The sequence below is a fragment of the Ruegeria sp. YTSA064 genome (assembly GCF_059610325.1).
Genome location: NZ_JBXWNK010000005.1, coordinates 279,032 through 295,419 on the forward strand (window position 1 = coordinate 279,032; position 16,388 = coordinate 295,419).

Annotated in this window: 15 protein-coding genes; 11 read left to right on the forward strand and 4 right to left on the reverse strand. The window is 55.4% G+C overall.

Annotation, left to right across the window (positions count from 1 at the left end; all coding sequences use genetic code 11):
• Positions 1-8: 8 nt before the first annotated feature.
• Positions 9-1,781, reverse strand: a complete 1,773-nt coding sequence (locus AC2FI7_RS09920) for an SLC13 family permease (RefSeq protein ID WP_010441921.1) — start codon at positions 1,779-1,781, stop codon at positions 9-11.
• A 111-nt stretch (positions 1,782-1,892) separates the two neighbouring features.
• On the opposite strand from AC2FI7_RS09920, the gene AC2FI7_RS09925 reads away from it, so the two are divergent.
• Together AC2FI7_RS09925 and AC2FI7_RS09930 are read left to right on the forward strand one after the other, a co-directional pair.
• A complete protein-coding gene (locus AC2FI7_RS09925) occupies positions 1,893-2,633 on the forward strand; it encodes a YebC/PmpR family DNA-binding transcriptional regulator (protein ID WP_010441922.1) in 741 nt (246 codons plus the stop codon).
• A 170-nt stretch (positions 2,634-2,803) separates the two neighbouring features.
• Positions 2,804-4,078 carry an MFS transporter gene (locus tag AC2FI7_RS09930; protein WP_010441923.1) on the forward strand — a complete coding sequence of 425 codons (1,275 nt, stop codon included), beginning with the start codon at positions 2,804-2,806 and terminating at the stop codon, positions 4,076-4,078.
• A gap of 2 nt (positions 4,079-4,080) precedes the next feature.
• Here AC2FI7_RS09930 and AC2FI7_RS09935 read toward each other — a convergent pair whose 3' ends face one another.
• Positions 4,081-4,968 carry a LysR family transcriptional regulator ArgP gene (locus AC2FI7_RS09935; protein WP_010441924.1) on the reverse strand — a complete coding sequence of 296 codons (888 nt, stop codon included), beginning with the start codon at positions 4,966-4,968 and terminating at the stop codon, positions 4,081-4,083.
• A gap of 84 nt (positions 4,969-5,052) precedes the next feature.
• On the opposite strand from AC2FI7_RS09935, the gene AC2FI7_RS09940 reads away from it, so the two are divergent.
• The 6 genes from AC2FI7_RS09940 (at position 5,053) to AC2FI7_RS09965 (ending at position 10,871) form a co-directional block, all read left to right on the forward strand.
• The gene (locus AC2FI7_RS09940) at positions 5,053-5,652 is read left to right on the forward strand and encodes a LysE/ArgO family amino acid transporter (RefSeq protein ID WP_010441925.1); all 600 of its coding nucleotides are present in this window, start codon (positions 5,053-5,055) and stop codon (positions 5,650-5,652) included.
• Positions 5,653-5,692: 40 nt separating this feature from the next.
• A complete protein-coding gene (locus AC2FI7_RS09945; RefSeq protein WP_010441926.1) occupies positions 5,693-6,625 on the forward strand; it encodes a DMT family transporter in 933 nt (310 codons plus the stop codon).
• A gap of 61 nt (positions 6,626-6,686) precedes the next feature.
• Positions 6,687-7,259: a choline-binding transcriptional repressor BetI gene (betI, locus tag AC2FI7_RS09950; protein WP_480874743.1), complete on the forward strand. Its 573-nt coding sequence runs from the start codon at positions 6,687-6,689 to the stop codon at positions 7,257-7,259.
• Positions 7,256-8,764: a choline-sulfatase gene (gene betC, locus AC2FI7_RS09955; protein WP_496815885.1), complete on the forward strand. Its 1,509-nt coding sequence runs from the start codon at positions 7,256-7,258 to the stop codon at positions 8,762-8,764. The genes betI and betC overlap by 4 nt, the downstream gene beginning before the upstream one ends.
• A gap of 87 nt (positions 8,765-8,851) precedes the next feature.
• The gene (gene betA, locus AC2FI7_RS09960; RefSeq protein ID WP_010441929.1) at positions 8,852-10,510 is read left to right on the forward strand and encodes a choline dehydrogenase; all 1,659 of its coding nucleotides are present in this window, start codon (positions 8,852-8,854) and stop codon (positions 10,508-10,510) included.
• Between the two features lie 121 nt (positions 10,511-10,631).
• The gene (locus AC2FI7_RS09965) at positions 10,632-10,871 is read left to right on the forward strand and encodes an HP1242/YdcH family protein (protein WP_010441930.1); all 240 of its coding nucleotides are present in this window, start codon (positions 10,632-10,634) and stop codon (positions 10,869-10,871) included.
• Between the two features lie 72 nt (positions 10,872-10,943).
• Here the strand turns inward: AC2FI7_RS09965 and AC2FI7_RS09970 are convergent, their stop codons facing one another.
• Both AC2FI7_RS09970 and AC2FI7_RS09975 read right to left on the reverse strand, forming a co-directional pair.
• Positions 10,944-12,344, reverse strand: coding sequence for a helix-turn-helix domain-containing protein (locus AC2FI7_RS09970; RefSeq protein ID WP_010441931.1), 1,401 nt, complete (start codon positions 12,342-12,344; stop codon positions 10,944-10,946).
• A 64-nt stretch (positions 12,345-12,408) separates the two neighbouring features.
• The gene (locus AC2FI7_RS09975) at positions 12,409-13,614 is read right to left on the reverse strand and encodes a multidrug effflux MFS transporter (protein ID WP_029621991.1); all 1,206 of its coding nucleotides are present in this window, start codon (positions 13,612-13,614) and stop codon (positions 12,409-12,411) included.
• Positions 13,615-13,796: 182 nt separating this feature from the next.
• Here AC2FI7_RS09975 and AC2FI7_RS09980 point away from each other — a divergent pair, with 182 nt between their 5' ends.
• The 3 genes from AC2FI7_RS09980 (at position 13,797) to AC2FI7_RS09990 (ending at position 16,307) form a co-directional block, all read left to right on the forward strand.
• Positions 13,797-15,329: an acyl-CoA carboxylase subunit beta gene (locus AC2FI7_RS09980; protein ID WP_010441934.1), complete on the forward strand. Its 1,533-nt coding sequence runs from the start codon at positions 13,797-13,799 to the stop codon at positions 15,327-15,329.
• A 29-nt stretch (positions 15,330-15,358) separates the two neighbouring features.
• Positions 15,359-15,826 (forward strand): DUF6497 family protein, encoded by a 468-nt coding sequence (locus tag AC2FI7_RS09985; protein WP_010441935.1) that lies wholly within the window; start codon positions 15,359-15,361, stop codon positions 15,824-15,826.
• Positions 15,827-15,953: 127 nt separating this feature from the next.
• Complete coding sequence (locus AC2FI7_RS09990) at positions 15,954-16,307, forward strand: hypothetical protein (protein ID WP_010441936.1); 354 nt, start codon at positions 15,954-15,956, stop codon at positions 16,305-16,307.
• The last annotated feature ends 81 nt before the right edge of the window (positions 16,308-16,388 follow it).

Here is a 16,388-nt window from a genome sequence, read left to right on the forward strand (position 1 = left end):
TTTACCCGTCAAAGCGGCCAGAACACAAGGATCGAGGGGATTGATACGGCGATGATCAATATCTCTAGCGGTAGGCCCATGCGCCAATAATCCCCGAAATGATAGCCTCCGGGACCCAGCACTAGCGTGTTGTTCTTATGACCAATCGGTGTGAGGAATGCTGCCGAGGCTGCCACGGCCACTGTCATCAGGAATGGATCGGGCGAGACCTCAAGCGTGCGCGCCATCTGTATCCCGACGGGGGCTGCAACAATTGCAGTGGCCGTGTTGTTGAGTACGTCCGACAGGGTCATGGTGACCACCATCAGCACAGTCAGGATCGCCCATGCAGGCAGACCGTTTGTCAACTGGATCAGTGCGTTCGCTATCAGTTCAGTGCCGCCGGATGTTTCCAATGCGCTTCCCAGCGGGATCATCGAACCCAGCAATACCACCACCGGCCACTCAATGTGATTGTAAATATCCGCAATCGGGATGATCTTGGTGAGCACATAGGCCACAACGACCAGACCCAAAGCGATGGGTAGATAGATCAGCCCGATGCTAGCGGCCAGTACGGCTGTTGCGAACAGGCCGATGGCGAGCCACGCTTTTTCGTTGGCGGTGACGTTCAGGCCGCGTGCCGCCAAGGGCAAACAGCCGAGCCACTCGGTCACGTCCGCGCCCCGGTCACGCGGGCAGAGCAGAAGCAGGATGTCACCCGCCTCAACTTCGGTCTTCCGGACTTGTTCCGTGATGCGACGGCCCTGACGAGAAATCCCCATCAGCACCGTGCTCTGTCGCCAGGCCAACCCCAGCGCCTGCGCGGTGCGTCCAGTGATGCGGGCGCTTTCGGGGGCAACGACCTCGATTACCTCAAGCCCGTCGCCCTCGGCAGTCAACACCTCTTGCCGCTTTGTGTCTGAAAAATCGAGATTAAGCGCAGCGCGGAATTCGTCCAACGCTTCGGGTCGGGCTTCAAGCACAAGCGCGTCACCTTCCCGCAAAGTGGTGTGGGTGGACCTGCCATAGCGCCGCTTGCCATCCCGGATCAGGCCGATGATGGCGACGTCGGATTTCTCTGCCGCCTCATAAAGCTCGCTAACGCGCTTGCCGATATGGGGTGACTCAGGCGGGACGGTCAGTTCGGCGATGTACTCGGCCAGAACTTCCGATGCTTCTTCCTGGACGCCACGATTGGGGATCAATCGCCAACCCACCAAGGCCACAAAGGCCAGACCGGCGATGGCTGCGATCCCGCCAACCGGGGCAAAGTCGAACATCCGAAATGGCTCGCCCAGAGTTTCGGCGCGGATTGAGGCGATAATGATATTGGGCGGTGTGCCGATGAGCGTGGCCATGCCTCCAAGAATGGTGGCAAAGCTTAGCGGCATCAGGCTAAGACCTACCGAACGCCCCGCCTTGCGAGCGGTTTGGATGTCGACTGGCATTAGCAACGCCAGCGCGGCAACGTTGTTCATAAAAGCGGACAGAACTGCGCCGATCCCGCCCATCAGCGCGATATGCGCGCCCAGACTGCGCGAGGCATCAACCAGTGTCCGTGTAATCAGGAACACCGCGCCCGACCGAACCAGACCCGCAGAGACCACAAGAACCAGTGCTACGATAATCGTTGCTGGATGGCCAAACCCGGCGAAGGCGTTCTCGACCGGGACAACGCCCAGCGTCACTGCAATCATAAGGGCAGTGAACGCGACGAGGTCATATCGAAACCGCCCCCAAAGCAGCATTCCAAATACGGCAATGAAAAGGGAAAAAAGAATAATCTGATCTGTCGTCATATCGCCACCATAGCCAAGGGCGAAGGCAGGGCAAGCCGCTCTCTTGATCCTGCCCCCCGCAAACGTCTATATGAGCGCCGAACACGCAATCACGAATGACGAGGACGCACCATGGCAGGCCATTCCAAATGGGCCAATATCCAGCACCGCAAGGGACGTCAGGACGCCGCGCGGTCCAAACTGTTTTCCAAACTGTCGAAAGAGATCACCGTTGCCGCCAAGATGGGCGACCCCGATCCCGACAAGAACCCGCGTCTGCGTCTGGCGGTAAAAGAGGCCAAGTCGAACTCGGTTCCCAAGGACGTGATCGACCGGGCCATCAAGAAATCTGTTGCGGGCGAAGGGGATGAATACGAAGAAATCCGGTACGAGGGCTATGGCCCAAATGGTGTGGCCGTGATCGTCGAGACGATGACGGACAATCGCAACCGCACCGCATCGACCGTGCGTTCGACGTTTTCGAAGAATGGGGGCAATCTGGGTGAAACCGGCTCGGTTGGGTTCATGTTCGACCGCAAGGGTGAAGTTGTCTATCAGGCGGATGCTGGCGATGCGGATACGATCTTTGAAGCCGCGATCGAGGCCGGGGCCGAGGATGTCGAAAGCTCGGAAGATGGTCACATCATCTGGTGCGCCGATACAGATCTGAACGATGTATCGAATGCGCTAGAGACCGCGCTAGGCGAATCCGAATCCACCAAGCTGGTCTGGAAACCCACAACCACGACCGAATTGGGTCTGGAAGATATGCAGAAACTGATGAAATTGGTGGATGCATTGGAAGACGATGACGACGTCCAGCGGGTTACGACCAATTTTGAGGCGACAGACGAGGTCATGGCCCAGCTCTGACGCGTCGGGCAATCGTTGGTTAATTAGAACCCGGCCTTTGGCTGGGTTTTTCTGTTGCAGGGCTACGCCTAACAGAAACTTTGGTCCCTAAGGTCCTTGCATTTATGATCAGATCAATGACGCTGAAAAATCTGAATAAGTAACCATAGGCGCATTACGCAGACCAAGAAATGGCGACGAACACGACCGATCCTGCCCGAAGAAATGTGCCGGTCATAGCTGGCCAGAGCATCCTGTCACAGGTTGCGTGGACTCTGGGCAGCCCCTCTGTTGTTTTGCCCTTTCTTGCGATCTCGTTAGAGCTGCCGATGTTCCTTGCGGCGGCATTAGTTTCTATTCGCATGTCGGGCAGTATGATCTCTGACCTCGTTCTGGCGCGTCCTATCGCGGCGCAGGTTCGCAAGAAACGCGGTATCGCCCTGACCGAAATAGGATTGGGCGGCTGCCTTTTGATGGCCTTGGCCATCGCGGCAACCGGCAGCGTTACACTGACCGCTATCGCCTTTGTTGCGGCGTTTTTCCTGATCGGACTGATTGAAGAGAGCCAATCCTTGATGTTGTCCGATCTGTTCGGTGATCATCTGAAATCGAAATCTCGCATGATTATCCGATATCTCCAATTGGGTGCCGGTGGTCTTTGCGCGATCGGATTGGTGTTATTGATCCACGAGATCACAAAAGAATATCCGCCATTTTCGCGACATTCTGCTGTAATCGCAGCATCGGTTTCGTTCTTCCTGTTTTCTGCGCTGTGCATTCTCGGAATGGCAGAGAGTGCCCCCGAAAAACCTGAAGATGGAAACATCAAGATTTCCAGCCGTCAATCGCTGCGGAGTATTATTTCCGGCATTGTTGAAATGTTCGAATACCCTTGGTTCCGTCGTTATATGGCGATGCGGCTTCCTTTGGTTGTTGTATCGCTGTCGGTCCCGTTCTTTGCGCTTATCGCTGCAGAGGCACACCATACTTCTGCAAAGGGGCTGACGGCCATGATCATTTCGTCCGCATCCGGGTATCTGGTTTCGGCGCCGTTGTGGCAGTTGGTGAACATGAAGTCTCACCGCGCGGTGATGGTCTCGGGCAACCTGATGGTCGCAGCAACCGGGATCGTTCTGCTAGCCTTCCACTATGCCCACATTGACCACGAAGTTCATCTGCACGCGATTGCATTGTTTGTCGTCTCGGTCGCAACAACCGGAATATCAAGCGCGCGGAAGCTCTATTTTCTGGACATTGCCCCCAAAGAACAACGTATTCAGGGTGCTGCAGCCATCAAGTCTATGTGTCGGTTAACGGCCGTTGCATTATCGGCTGCGTTGGCCGCAGTTGCCCATATGCACGAGGTTGCATCAGCTATTGTGTTCATCGTGCTTGTCAGTATTTGGGCAGCGTTTTCCTGTTACCGAATTGCGCAGCCGCAACAGAAGGCGGATACGCAGGCATAAGGTCAGTCTGTTGTGATGAGCGCCTGGGCTGCAACACGACGAACTGCCTTGGTCAACGGTGCAAGGGCAGGGGCAAGCACCCGCCCGATCTGCCAGGTCAGTTCCACATCCAATGGCGCGCCGGGAATAACCTCGCAGAGTTGACCTTTTACAATTGCAGGGCGCGTAAGGCTTTCAGGGTTCATCCCCCAGCCCAAGCCTGCAATCGCTGCCTCAACAAAGCCGTTTGTGGAAGGCATAAATTGCGTCGGTGGCGCAAGCCGACGTCCTATCTGTTTACTTATCCAGGTTTTCTGCAAATTGTCTTTGCTATTGAAAGTCAGACAAGGTGCCAGCGACAACGAGTTTGCCGATACGCCATCGCTGAACCAGCGCTCCATGAACGCGGGGCTGGCGGTTGGCAGATAGCGCAACGCGCCCAGCGCAAATGAATCGCATCCAGTGACGGCTTGTCCACCGACGGTAATCGCCGCGCTGACCTCGCCGCGCCTCAGCCATTCGGCCGAGTGATCCTGATCGTCAATCACCAGATCGAACAAAAGGTCGCCAGCCTTTGCCATCGCGTCGATAAACCATGTCGCCAGAATGTCGGCAGGAAGTGCAATCCGCACGCGGGTAGGGCCTTCGCGCTCATCTAAGGTCAGCTCTCGTGCGAGCTTTGCTTCAAGCAGGCCAATATCTTCGGCATGACGCGCAATCCGCAAGCCAGCAGGTGTTCCGGTGCAAGGGGAACCGCGATGTATCAGAGCGGCTCCAACACGATCTTCCAAAGCCTTGATGCGTTGAGAGATTGCGGAGGGGGTCACAGACAATTCAGCTGCTGCCGCATCAAAGCTTCCATGGCGCAATATTGCAGACAGCGCTGAAAGATGATGCGGGTCCAGGAGCATTAGATTTTCTTAATTCAGATTACAAACATTAATTTGATAGGGCCCCGGGATGGCTATAGTCAACGGCCAACAACAGGAGGTCGCATGTTCCCATCAATGATCGCAGGATTTGCCCTTAGCTTCAGCCTTATCTTGGCGATTGGCGCTCAGAACGCTTTTGTTCTGCGTCAGGGGCTGCGACGCGAGCATGTCTTTCCTCTCTGCATGACCTGCGCGGTTTCGGACGCAATTCTGATTGCGGCTGGGGTGGCTGGATTTGGCACACTGGCGCAGGCCGCGCCGTGGTTTGAAACGGTAATGCGCTATGGAGGCGCGATCTTTCTGACATGGTATGCTTTGCGCAGTTTCCAGTCCGCCTGGCGAGGGGGCGCAATGTTGGACACCGATGCAGGGCAGCGTACCAGTTTGCGCGCGGCTATGCTGACCGTCTTGGCCTTCACATGGCTTAACCCTCATGTGTATCTGGATACTGTGGTATTGATCGGATCGATTTCTGCCCAATACGATGACCGAATGGGGTTTGCTATTGGTGCAGTATCCTCTAGCTTCGTGTTCTTCTTCTCACTGGGATATGGTGCGCGCGTTCTTTCACCGATCTTTGCGCGCCCGCGTGCATGGCAAATACTCGACGTACTGATCGGCATCGTGATGCTGGGTATTGCGATGAAACTTGTTATCATGTGAAGGGTTGTTCCCGAATAGAAAACGGTGTTCAACCGTCGGTATGACTTCACCAAACGATCAGCAGCGCCCGCTTGTCGGCATGTTCTGGATGCTTTCGGCAGGTCTGTCTTTTGTGGGCATGAATGCTCTGGTGAAAGTGCTCGGGACCAGTATGGATCCAATTCAGGCCGCATTTTTGCGGTATGTTTTTGGGCTGGTTTTTCTTATTCCCGCGTGGCGTGCGTTGATTGGAACGCCGCTGTCCACTCGTAACTTGACCCTGTTTGGTTTGCGAGGTGTGATTCACGCGATAGCGGTTATGCTCTGGTTCTATGCCATGACACGCATTCCGCTGGCCGAAGTAACGGCAATGAATTACATGACGCCGATCTATGTTACTCTGGGTGCCGCGCTTTTCCTGGGAGAGCGGCTCGCTGTTCGTCGAATCGCAGCAATCGTTGTTGCGATTGTTGGGGTTGTCATCGTACTGAGACCCGGATTTCGCGAGGTATCGCCGGGACATCTGGCGATGTTGGGTACGGCCTTGGCACTTGGAGGTTCTTATCTGCTGGCTAAAGTTATGGTGCGTGATATTCGCCCATCGGCAGTAGTTGCGCATCTTTCTATCTGGGTCACGATTGCCTTGATACCTTTTGCTGTCGCCGTATGGCAGCCACCTTCCATGCGTGATTTGGGCATTCTGGTTGTCGTTGCCAGCTTTGCCACGGCTGGGCACTATTTCATGACGCTCGCGTTGCAAGCTGCCCCGGTAGCCGTGACTCAGCCCGTGACATTCCTGCAGTTGATTTGGGCGACGTTGCTTGGCACATTGGTTTTCCATGAGGGTGTCGACATCTGGGTTGTTGTCGGAGGCTCTCTGATCCTGGCAGCCGTCAGTTTTATCACTTGGCGCGAGGCGATACTTAGTAAGGGCAAAGCTACTCCGCCGACCCCGCTCCAGGGTTCAGAAACACCCGCCCAGAGTCGTTATTGATTGACGAGTCAATATAAAGCGCTTAGCTTCTCTTACACTCAAGCAGGGTAGAGAGGCGAAGATGCCAAAACTCGGAATGGAGCCGATCCGGCGGGATGCGATCGTAAAGGCGACGATTGCCGAACTTGGCGTACAAAAATCCCTCGATGTGACCGTCAGCCAGATTGCCAAGCGTGCGGGAATGTCCAGCGCATTGGCCCATCACTATTTCGGTGGGAAAGAGCAGATATTCCTTGCTGCTATGCGCCGTATCCTTTCGGATTTCGGAGCAGAAGCGCGCACCCAGCTTGGTTCCGCCAAGCCTGAAGAACGTGCGCAGGCCATCATCCGCGCCTGTTTTGCGCCATCCTGTTTCACGCCGGACGTGATTGCAGCATGGATGACCTTTTATGTTCTGGCGCAAACCAACGATGACGCGCTTAGACTTTGGCAAATCTATCAGGCCCGGATCCGCTCAAATCTCATCCATGCGCTACGCCCGCTAATGCGCGATCCGACCGAAGCCGCCGAAGACATGATTGCTCTGATCGATGGGCTGTACATCCACGCTGCTTTGAACGCCCCGCAAGAGCCGCAGTTGGCCGTGAACCATGCGCTGCGGGTTATGAGAGTTTTCCTAGAGGCCGAAAAATGACAAAGCCGAATATTCTGATCCTAATGGTGGATCAGCTCAACGGGACCCTCTTCCCCGACGGTCCCGCGGAATGGTTGCATGCGCCAAACCTGAAAAAACTGGCGGCAAAATCAACGCGCTTCGCGAATACATACACGGCGTCGCCACTGTGCGCGCCGGGGCGGGCCAGCTTTATGTCTGGCCAGTTACCCTCGCGGACAGGCGTCTATGATAATGCGGCTGAATTCCGCAGCGATATTCCGACCTATGCGCACCATCTTCGCCGCGCTGGGTATTACACTTGTCTATCAGGTAAGATGCACTTTGTTGGTCCCGACCAGTTGCACGGGTTCGAGGATCGCCTAACCACCGACATCTATCCAGCCGATTTCGGCTGGACACCGGATTATCGTAAACCCGGTGAGCGTATCGACTGGTGGTATCATAACATGGGATCGGTCACCGGGGCAGGCGTTGCCGAGATATCCAACCAGATGGAATATGACGACGAGGTTGCCTATAACGCCAAAGCCAAATTGTATGATCTGGCGCGTGGGAAAGATGAACGCCCTTGGTGTGTAACCGTCAGCTTCACGCACCCACACGATCCGTACGTGGCGCGTCGTAAATATTGGGATCTGTATGAGGATTGTGAGCATCTTGAGCCACAGATCTCGGATTTGGGCTATGACAATCAGGACCCGCATTCCAAGCGTATTTTTGATGCAAATGACTGGCGCAGTTTCGACATAAAGACCGATGATATCCGCAAATCCCGCCGCGCCTATTTCGCCAACATCTCTTATCTGGACGACAAGATCGGCGAGATATTGGAAGTGCTGGAATCCACGCGGCAAGAGGCCATCATCCTCTTTGTCTCGGACCATGGCGACATGTTGGGCGAGCGTGGATTGTGGTTCAAGATGACTTTCTTCGAGGGGTCCTCGCGAGTGCCCTTGATGATTTCGTCGCCCGATCTTCCAACTGGCCGGATCGATACACCGGTATCAACGATCGATGTCACACCAACACTTGGGGCGCTCGCCGGCGTAGATATGGCCGAAATCGCTCCGTGGACTGATGGCGAAGACCTTGTGCCTTTGGCGAAGGGCAATGAACGAACAGCTCCTGTCGCGATGGAATACGCGGCAGAAGCCTCCTACGCGCCTTTGGTTTCGCTTCGGTATGGAAAGTGGAAGTACAATCGCTGTGCATTGGACCCGGACCAGCTTTTTGATCTTGAAGAGGACCCTCACGAGCTGAAAAACCTGGCGAGCCAACCCGAGCACGCGGGCACCCTGCAGTCCTTAAGCGCCAAATCCGAGGCGCGTTGGGACCTTGAGCGATTTGATTCTGATGTAAGGGCCAGTCAGGCCCGTCGGTGGGTAGTTTACGAAGCGCTGCGGGAAGGCGGTTATTACCCGTGGGATTACCAGCCGCTGCAGAAAGCATCCGAACGCTACATGCGCAATCACATGGATCTAAACGACGTTGAAGAAAGCCAACGCTTCCCGCGGGGCGAATAACGTTCACTTTTTCAAAATACTTCCGCCAGAGGCGATTAAGATTTTTCGCCGAAAAATCTTAGCCTGCGTGGAAATGGAGACACGAATATGGAAGCAGATTTTGTCATCGTTGGCGCTGGGTCCGCCGGTTGTGCGATGGCGTATCGACTAAGTGAGGCCGGTGCCTCGGTTCTGGTGATCGAACATGGCGGCACCGATGCGGGCCCATTCATCCAGATGCCAGCCGCTCTCAGCTATCCGATGAACATGTCGCGCTATGACTGGGGCTATAAATCCGAGCCCGAGCCTTATTTGAACAATCGCCGCCTTGTTTGCCCGCGCGGCAAGGTGATTGGCGGGTCTTCGTCGATCAATGGAATGGTCTATGTGCGTGGCCACGCACGGGATTTCGACACCTGGGCGGATATGGGTGCGGATGGTTGGTCCTATGCGGATGTGCTGCCGTACTACAAACGCATGGAAACCTGGCATGATGGTGGCCATGGTGGCGATCACGCATGGCGCGGGACTGACGGGCCATTGCATGTGTCGCGCGGACCCCGTGAAAACCCGCTGTTCAAAGCCTTTGTCGATGCGGGGCAGCAGGCGGGATATGAGGTCACCGGAGATTACAACGGTGAAAAACAAGAAGGCTTTGGGCCGATGGAGCAGACCGTCTGGAAAGGACGGCGTTGGTCGGCGGCAAATGCCTATCTGAAGCCCGCTTTGAAACGTGAAAATTGTGACATTGTTCGGGGTCTCGCCGCACGCGTGGTGATCAATGACGGCCGCGCCACCGGCGTCGAATTGATCCGTGGCGGCAAGAAAGAAATTATTGGGGCAAGGCGTGAGGTCATATTGGCCGCGTCATCTATCAATTCTCCCAAGTTGCTGATGCTGTCGGGGATCGGTTCTGCGGCGCATTTGACTGAACATGGAATCGAAGTGGTCGCGGATCGACCTGGTGTCGGCGCCAATTTGCAGGACCATCTTGAGCTATACATCCAGCAAGCCTCGCTGCAGCCGATCACGCTCTACAAACATTGGAACCTGATCAGCAAAGGCTTGATCGGGGCGCAGTGGCTGTTCACAAAAACCGGCCTGGGCGCGTCGAACCAGTTCGAGAGTGCGGCGTTCATTCGCTCGAAACCTGGTGTCGAATATCCCGACATTCAGTACCATTTCCTCCCTATCGCGGTGCGTTATGACGGTCAGGCAGCGGCTGAGGGGCACGGTTTCCAAGCGCATGTGGGACCAATGCGTTCGCCGTCTCGGGGGGCTGTCACACTGCGCTCGGCACGGGTTGAGGATGCCCCAGTGATCCGTTTCAACTACATGAGCCATGATAAGGACTGGGAGGATTTTCGGTCATGCATACGCCTGACGCGCGAAATCTTCGGGCAGGATGCTTTCAAGCCGTTTGCCGGCAAGGAGATCCAGCCGGGTAAAGACGTACAGACGGATGAGCAGCTTGACGCGTTCATCGCGGAGCACGCGGAAAGCGCCTATCATCCCTGTGGATCCTGCCGAATGGGGCGCGCGGATGACAAAAGTGCAGTTGTTGACCCGCATGGTCGTGTGATTGGGGTGGACAGGCTGCGCGTCGCGGATAGTTCGATTTTCCCTCAGATTACCAACGGAAACCTGAATGCGCCATCGATTATGGTAGGGGAAAAAATGTCGGATCACCTGCTGGACAAGGAGCCATTGGCTAAAGCAAATGACGCACCTTGGATCAGCCCGAGATGGGCCACGGCGCAACGTTGATTCGGTTCTACCAATTGAGGTATCACGCAAAGAATTCTCAAGGAATTTGATTGGCGTCAAAGCGGTGTGAGACAACCATGTTTATCTCTCCGAAGTAACGCAACATTGAGGAGTTAACAGGATGTCGCACACCCCGCATGAACTGGCTGAAGAGTTTCCCGATAAGATCGACACCATAAGCCAGCTCAAGCAAACGGACGCCCATTTTGCGAGGCTTGCGGATGAATATCATGAGGTCAATCGCGTAGTGCACCGAGCTGAAACCAATGTTGAGCCAATGGAAGAGTTGGCCGAGGTTGAGTTGCGCAAGAAACGAGCTGTTCTCAAGGATCAAATCTGGGCGATCCTATCAAAAAGCTGACGGACAGGCGGGGGCTCTGCCCCCGTCGCGGCAAGCCGCGACTCCCCCGGAGTATTTCAGGCCAGATGAAGATCAGGTGACTTCGTATGGAAGGATACTGCGGATATCGGAGTTGATGGTCAGGCGGCGTTCGAGTGGCGGTACTGAACGCTGATGACAGGTCTGGCGTTCGCATATGCGACAGGAGATGCCGATCGGTTCGTATGCACTGGCGTTGTTAATATCGAGATTGTCGGCGTAGACCAAAGCTTCGGCGTGGCGCACTTCGCACCCCAATGCGATGGCATAGCGACGAACGGGTGCGCCGAAGGAACCGCCGGATTTCGATACATCGCGCGCCAGTGAGATATATCGTACACCGTCTGGTGTTTCTGCCAGCTGCTGCAGAAAGTGGCCCGGAGTTTCAAAGGCACGGTGAACGTTCCACAAGGGGCAGGCCCCGCCGAAGCGTGCGAATTGAAGCCGAGTGGCCGAATGGCGTTTAGTGATCGTTCCGGCCTGATCGACCCGGACAAAGAAGAACGGGATGCCTTTGGCCCCCGGTCGCTGCAAGGTGGAAAGACGGTGCGCGACCTGTTCGATGGATGCCCCGAACCGATTGCTGAGCAATTCCAGATCGTGACGATAGTCCTGCGCAGCACTTAAGAACAGACCATATGGCATCAGGGACGCCCCGGCGAAGTAGTTTGCGAGGCCAATCTTGGCAATCGCACGGGCCTCTTCACTTTGGAAGCGCGCGAAGTCGAGCGTTGCCTCAAGCAGTTTGTCCTGACTGATCAGCGCGACCTGCAGCAAAAGCTGGAAGACTTGTGTTTGCGGAGCTGCGCGTGAAGAAAGGCGCAGTGTCTTATCATCCGCGTTGTAGCTACGTAGGATCTCGGTATCGGTGAAGGTGACGTGGATTCCTCGTTCGGTCAGGCTGTTGATCGCTGCCTGACGAATGCCACCGAATTCATCAGCGCGACTTGCGAACCGTTCAGCTGCCCGGTCAACGGCGTCAATGTAATTGTCGCAATAGTGAAAGAAATCACGCACTTCTTCCCAAGGGCTGGCTTGAATGCGGGCGTCTTCCCGACCTAATGCTTCGTCCAAAGAAGCCAGACGTTCATGAGTTTGGCGATAGCTTCGATGCAATTCAATGAATGCGCGGGCCAGCGCTGGGGCATTTGATGCGGTCAGCCGCAGGTCAGCCAATGGGGGCATGGTGTCAGCAAAAACCGGATCGGCAAGCGCCTCGCGCATGTCCGAAACCAGGCGCTCACTATCGCCCGTGCTAAGCTCGGTCACGTCCATGCCGAACTCTTGCGCCAGCGCCAATACAACTGTCGTTGAAATCGGACGGTTGTTGTTCTCCATCTGGTTTAGATATGGCAGAGAAACGCCTAGTTTTGTTGCAAATTCCTTTTGGGTCAGAGATAGCCGGGTCCGCATCTCACGCAGTTTTGCGCCTGCATAGAGTTTTTGAGTAGCCATGTTAGTTCTTTGCAACTTAACTGATTGCTCAAGTTAACTTTGCAAACCTATTGGCGCAAGCCCTCTAAAGCCCCAGTTGCTTCTCGCGCCAGATTACGCTGCTGATAGCGCAAATCGCCAGAATGGAGGTTGCCAGCATCAGCCAGAGCAATGGCATTGCACCTGTCTCGCGTGTCAGCAATGCGCCCGCCCACGCGCTGAGGGCAGCGCCGCCGCCGAGCATGATCGCTCCGCTGAGGCCTGATGCGGTGGCTGCCAGATGAGGCCGGACAGACAATGACCCGGCTGTCGCATTGGGTATCGACATGCCGTTGCCAAGCCCAACAAAGGTCATCAGGCCAAAGAAACTGAGCGCGGTGCCAATGCCCGCTAAAAATAGGGAAGCGGAAATGGCTACGCCGATAGCATTCAGCCAGCATCCCCAGAGGACCATTCGGTTCACGCCAAAGCGTACAGAATAACGACCACTGATGAAGTTTCCGAAGAAGTAGCCAAGTGCGGGCGCGCCAAAATATATGCCAACTTCTGCTGCTGTCATGCCGAACACTTCGGTTCCGATGAAAGGTGCTCCACCGAGATATGCGAAGAACGCCCCAGACGAAAACGCAGAAGAGAGCGAGTAGCCCCAGAATCGGGGGGAGGCCAAAAGCTCGGGATATTCGCGGAATTGTTGTACCAAAGTTTTGCCGCTGGCAGCGGCGGTTTCGCCGAAATCACGGTAGGTAAGCAACAGGGCCAGTGCGCCCAACGCAAAGGGCAGCCAAAAATTCGCTTTCCAGCCGAACGCCTCTTCAAGCAGACCGCCAACTGCAGGTCCGATCATTGGGACGACGGCCATGCCCATTGTGACATACCCAAGCATCGATGCGGCTTTGTCCTGGGTGTACATGTCCCGCACCGCTGCACGGCTAAGAACGATGCCAACGACGATCACGGCCTGACTCATGCGGAATGCCAGAAAGACCTCGATCGTTGGTGCGTAGATGCAGCCCAGAGTCGCCAACAGGAACAATGCGAGCCCCCATAGAAGAACAGGCCGGCGCCCCGCCTTGTCGGCGATGGGACCGATTATGATCTGTAAGACCGCGTTGACCAAAAGATACAATGCAATCGATAGCTGCATCAGCTTGTAATCTGCCTCAAAGTAGGCGGCCATGAAGGGGAGACTGGGTAGGAACAAGTTCATGCTCAGCGCTGACAGGCCCGACAACAATATTAGCGTTGTAAGGGTCGGGGGTGTCCGGCTGATGGATGTTGAACTGAACTGCATGGTTCACACTTAGAACTTAGTTTGGGGGAATGCCAAGAGCGGGTTTGTGATGTCACATAACTTTACAAATTTGCAATTACCACCTGCTTGATTTTCTTATGTTTGCAAATTTGCTGAAAACTTCTTTGGTCTCGGTATTCGTATCGTTATGGTCCCGCAAAATCTCATGGGAGACTACCGTCATGAAAGACATCCTTTCCGAACTCGAGGGCCGCCGCAACGATGCACGCTTAGGGGGTGGACAACGGCGCATTGACGCACAGCATGCCCGAGGCAAGTTGACAGCGCGCGAGCGGATCGAGCTGCTGGTGGATGAAGGCAGCTTCGAAGAGTTTGACATGTTTGTCAGCCATCGTTGCACCGATTTCGGAATGGAAAAGCAAAAGCCAGCCGGTGATGGCGTGGTCACTGGTTGGGGCACGATCAACGGCCGGATGGTCTATGTCTTCAGTCAGGACTTTACCGTGTTTGGCGGCTCGCTGTCCGAAACGCATGCGCAGAAGATTTGCAAGATCATGGATATGGCGGTTCAGAATGGAGCGCCGGTGATCGGGATCAATGACTCGGGTGGCGCGCGCATTCAGGAAGGCGTTGCCTCGCTGGCGGGGTATGCCGAAGTTTTCCAACGCAACATCATGGCCTCGGGCGTGGTGCCTCAGATCAGTGTGATCATGGGGCCATGCGCTGGTGGTGCGGTCTATAGCCCTGCGATGACCGACTTTATATTCATGGTCAAAGACACCTCATACATGTTTGTGACTGGTCCGGATGTCGTAAAGACTGTCACAAATGAGGTCGTTACCGCCGAGGAACTGGGTGGGGCTTCGACCCACACCAAAAAATCCTCGGTTGCGGACGGGGCGTTCGAAAACGATGTTGAGGCGCTGGCCGAGGTCCGCCGGTTGGTCGATTTCCTGCCGCTCAACAATCGCGAAAAGCCTCCGGTTCGTCCCTTCTTTGATGAGCCGGGTCGGATCGAGACGTCGCTGGACACTCTGATCCCAGATAATCCTAACACGCCCTACGACATGAAGGAGCTCATCACCAAAGTCGCGGACGAGGGCGACTTCTACGAAATACAGGAAGATTACGCCAAGAACATCATCACCGGTTTTATCCGCCTTGAAGGACAAACCGTAGGCGTTGTGGCAAACCAACCGATGGTTCTTGCCGGGTGTCTGGATATCGACAGCTCGCGCAAAGCTGCGCGTTTTGTACGGTTCTGCGATTGCTTTGAAATTCCGATCCTTACGCTCGTCGACGTGCCGGGTTTTCTTCCGGGGACCTCACAGGAATATGGCGGCGTGATCAAGCATGGCGCGAAACTGCTGTTTGCTTATGGAGAGGCAACAGTGCCAAAGGTCACGGTGATCACGCGCAAAGCATATGGCGGTGCTTATGATGTGATGGCATCGAAGCATCTGCGCGGGGATTTCAACTATGCATGGCCCACGGCCGAGATCGCAGTGATGGGTGCAAAGGGCGCAACCGAGATCATCCATCGCGCTGATCTTGGAGATGCGGATAAGATCGCGCAGCACACGCAGGATTACGAAGACCGGTTTGCCAACCCCTTTGTCGCTGCCGAGCGTGGCTTTATCGATGAAGTGATCATGCCACACTCAACCCGCCGTCGCGTATCGCGTGCCTTTGCCAGTCTGCGCGGAAAGCAGCTGAAGAACCCATGGAAAAAGCACGATAATATCCCGCTCTAAGAGTTAGATGGAACAAACCGATTTGCTTCATGATCGACTTGATTGGACATAAAAGCGCGTTTGCCGCGCAAGCAAGTTCGGAGGGACTGGCTCGCGCTGGACGCTTCCTGGGGAGCGCGCTTGCATTGGCGATGTCTATGACTAGTTCGGTTCAGGCAAGTAATCTATTGCCCGTGCCATCGGGTCAGCCAGTAGAGCTCAGCAATGTACTGCTTGATACCAATCCCGGGGAACTCTGGGTTCGTTTCAGGTTTATTGCTCCCAATATCGGGGCGACCGTGGGCCGCATCACCTATGATGTCGCAGTGATCGACATGGAGCATCTGTGCCAGACGCTGGCGGTCCCTTACGTGGCGCAGCACGATCTGGATCCTGCGCGTGTCGTGATTTCTTTCTCGGATCGACCGCTGGAGTTCGGCACGTCCGAGCCAGATGCGACCCAGTTTTTTGAGGCCTATCGGCTGGAACAATCCCAATGTATCTGGGAGGGACTCTGACCATGAGAGTACGCGATCTCGGTCACAGGGTGCCCATATACAACTCAGAGGTTCATATCGTGTTTTCATCCCGGCAGGGTCGTCTGCACCCATGTAATTTCAATGCCTTAACCAGCGAGGTGTCGAAATGCTGAAACACCGTGGCTTCCCCGGCCGCTTGGCCGGAACTGACTTTCAGTTCACGATCCGGCGCGCCAATCCCAAGGGAGTGACTCCCTTGACCAGGCGCGAACGTTTTCGGGACCGCAAGCCTGCAGATAGGCGTGCAGATGCCGCATTCATGGAAGCGCTATGGGCGCAGTTTGGTGATCAGCCGTTCGAGCGTGGTAACCTGGATGCAGGCCGACTGAGTTGGCTGTTCGAGCGGGAAGTGATCGCCGCTGAAGATCCGTTTGACCCTGCCAGCTATGACGCGCTGTTGGTGATCGACCCGGAGGTTGCTCGTCAATCGTTTCCAGAAATCTTCGACGGGGTGCGCTGAATTTGCCCACCGCAGCTGCATATCAAGTTCGACCAACCCAAATTGGTGGAGCCCTGCCCGCGAACAGGCAGGGCACTTGGG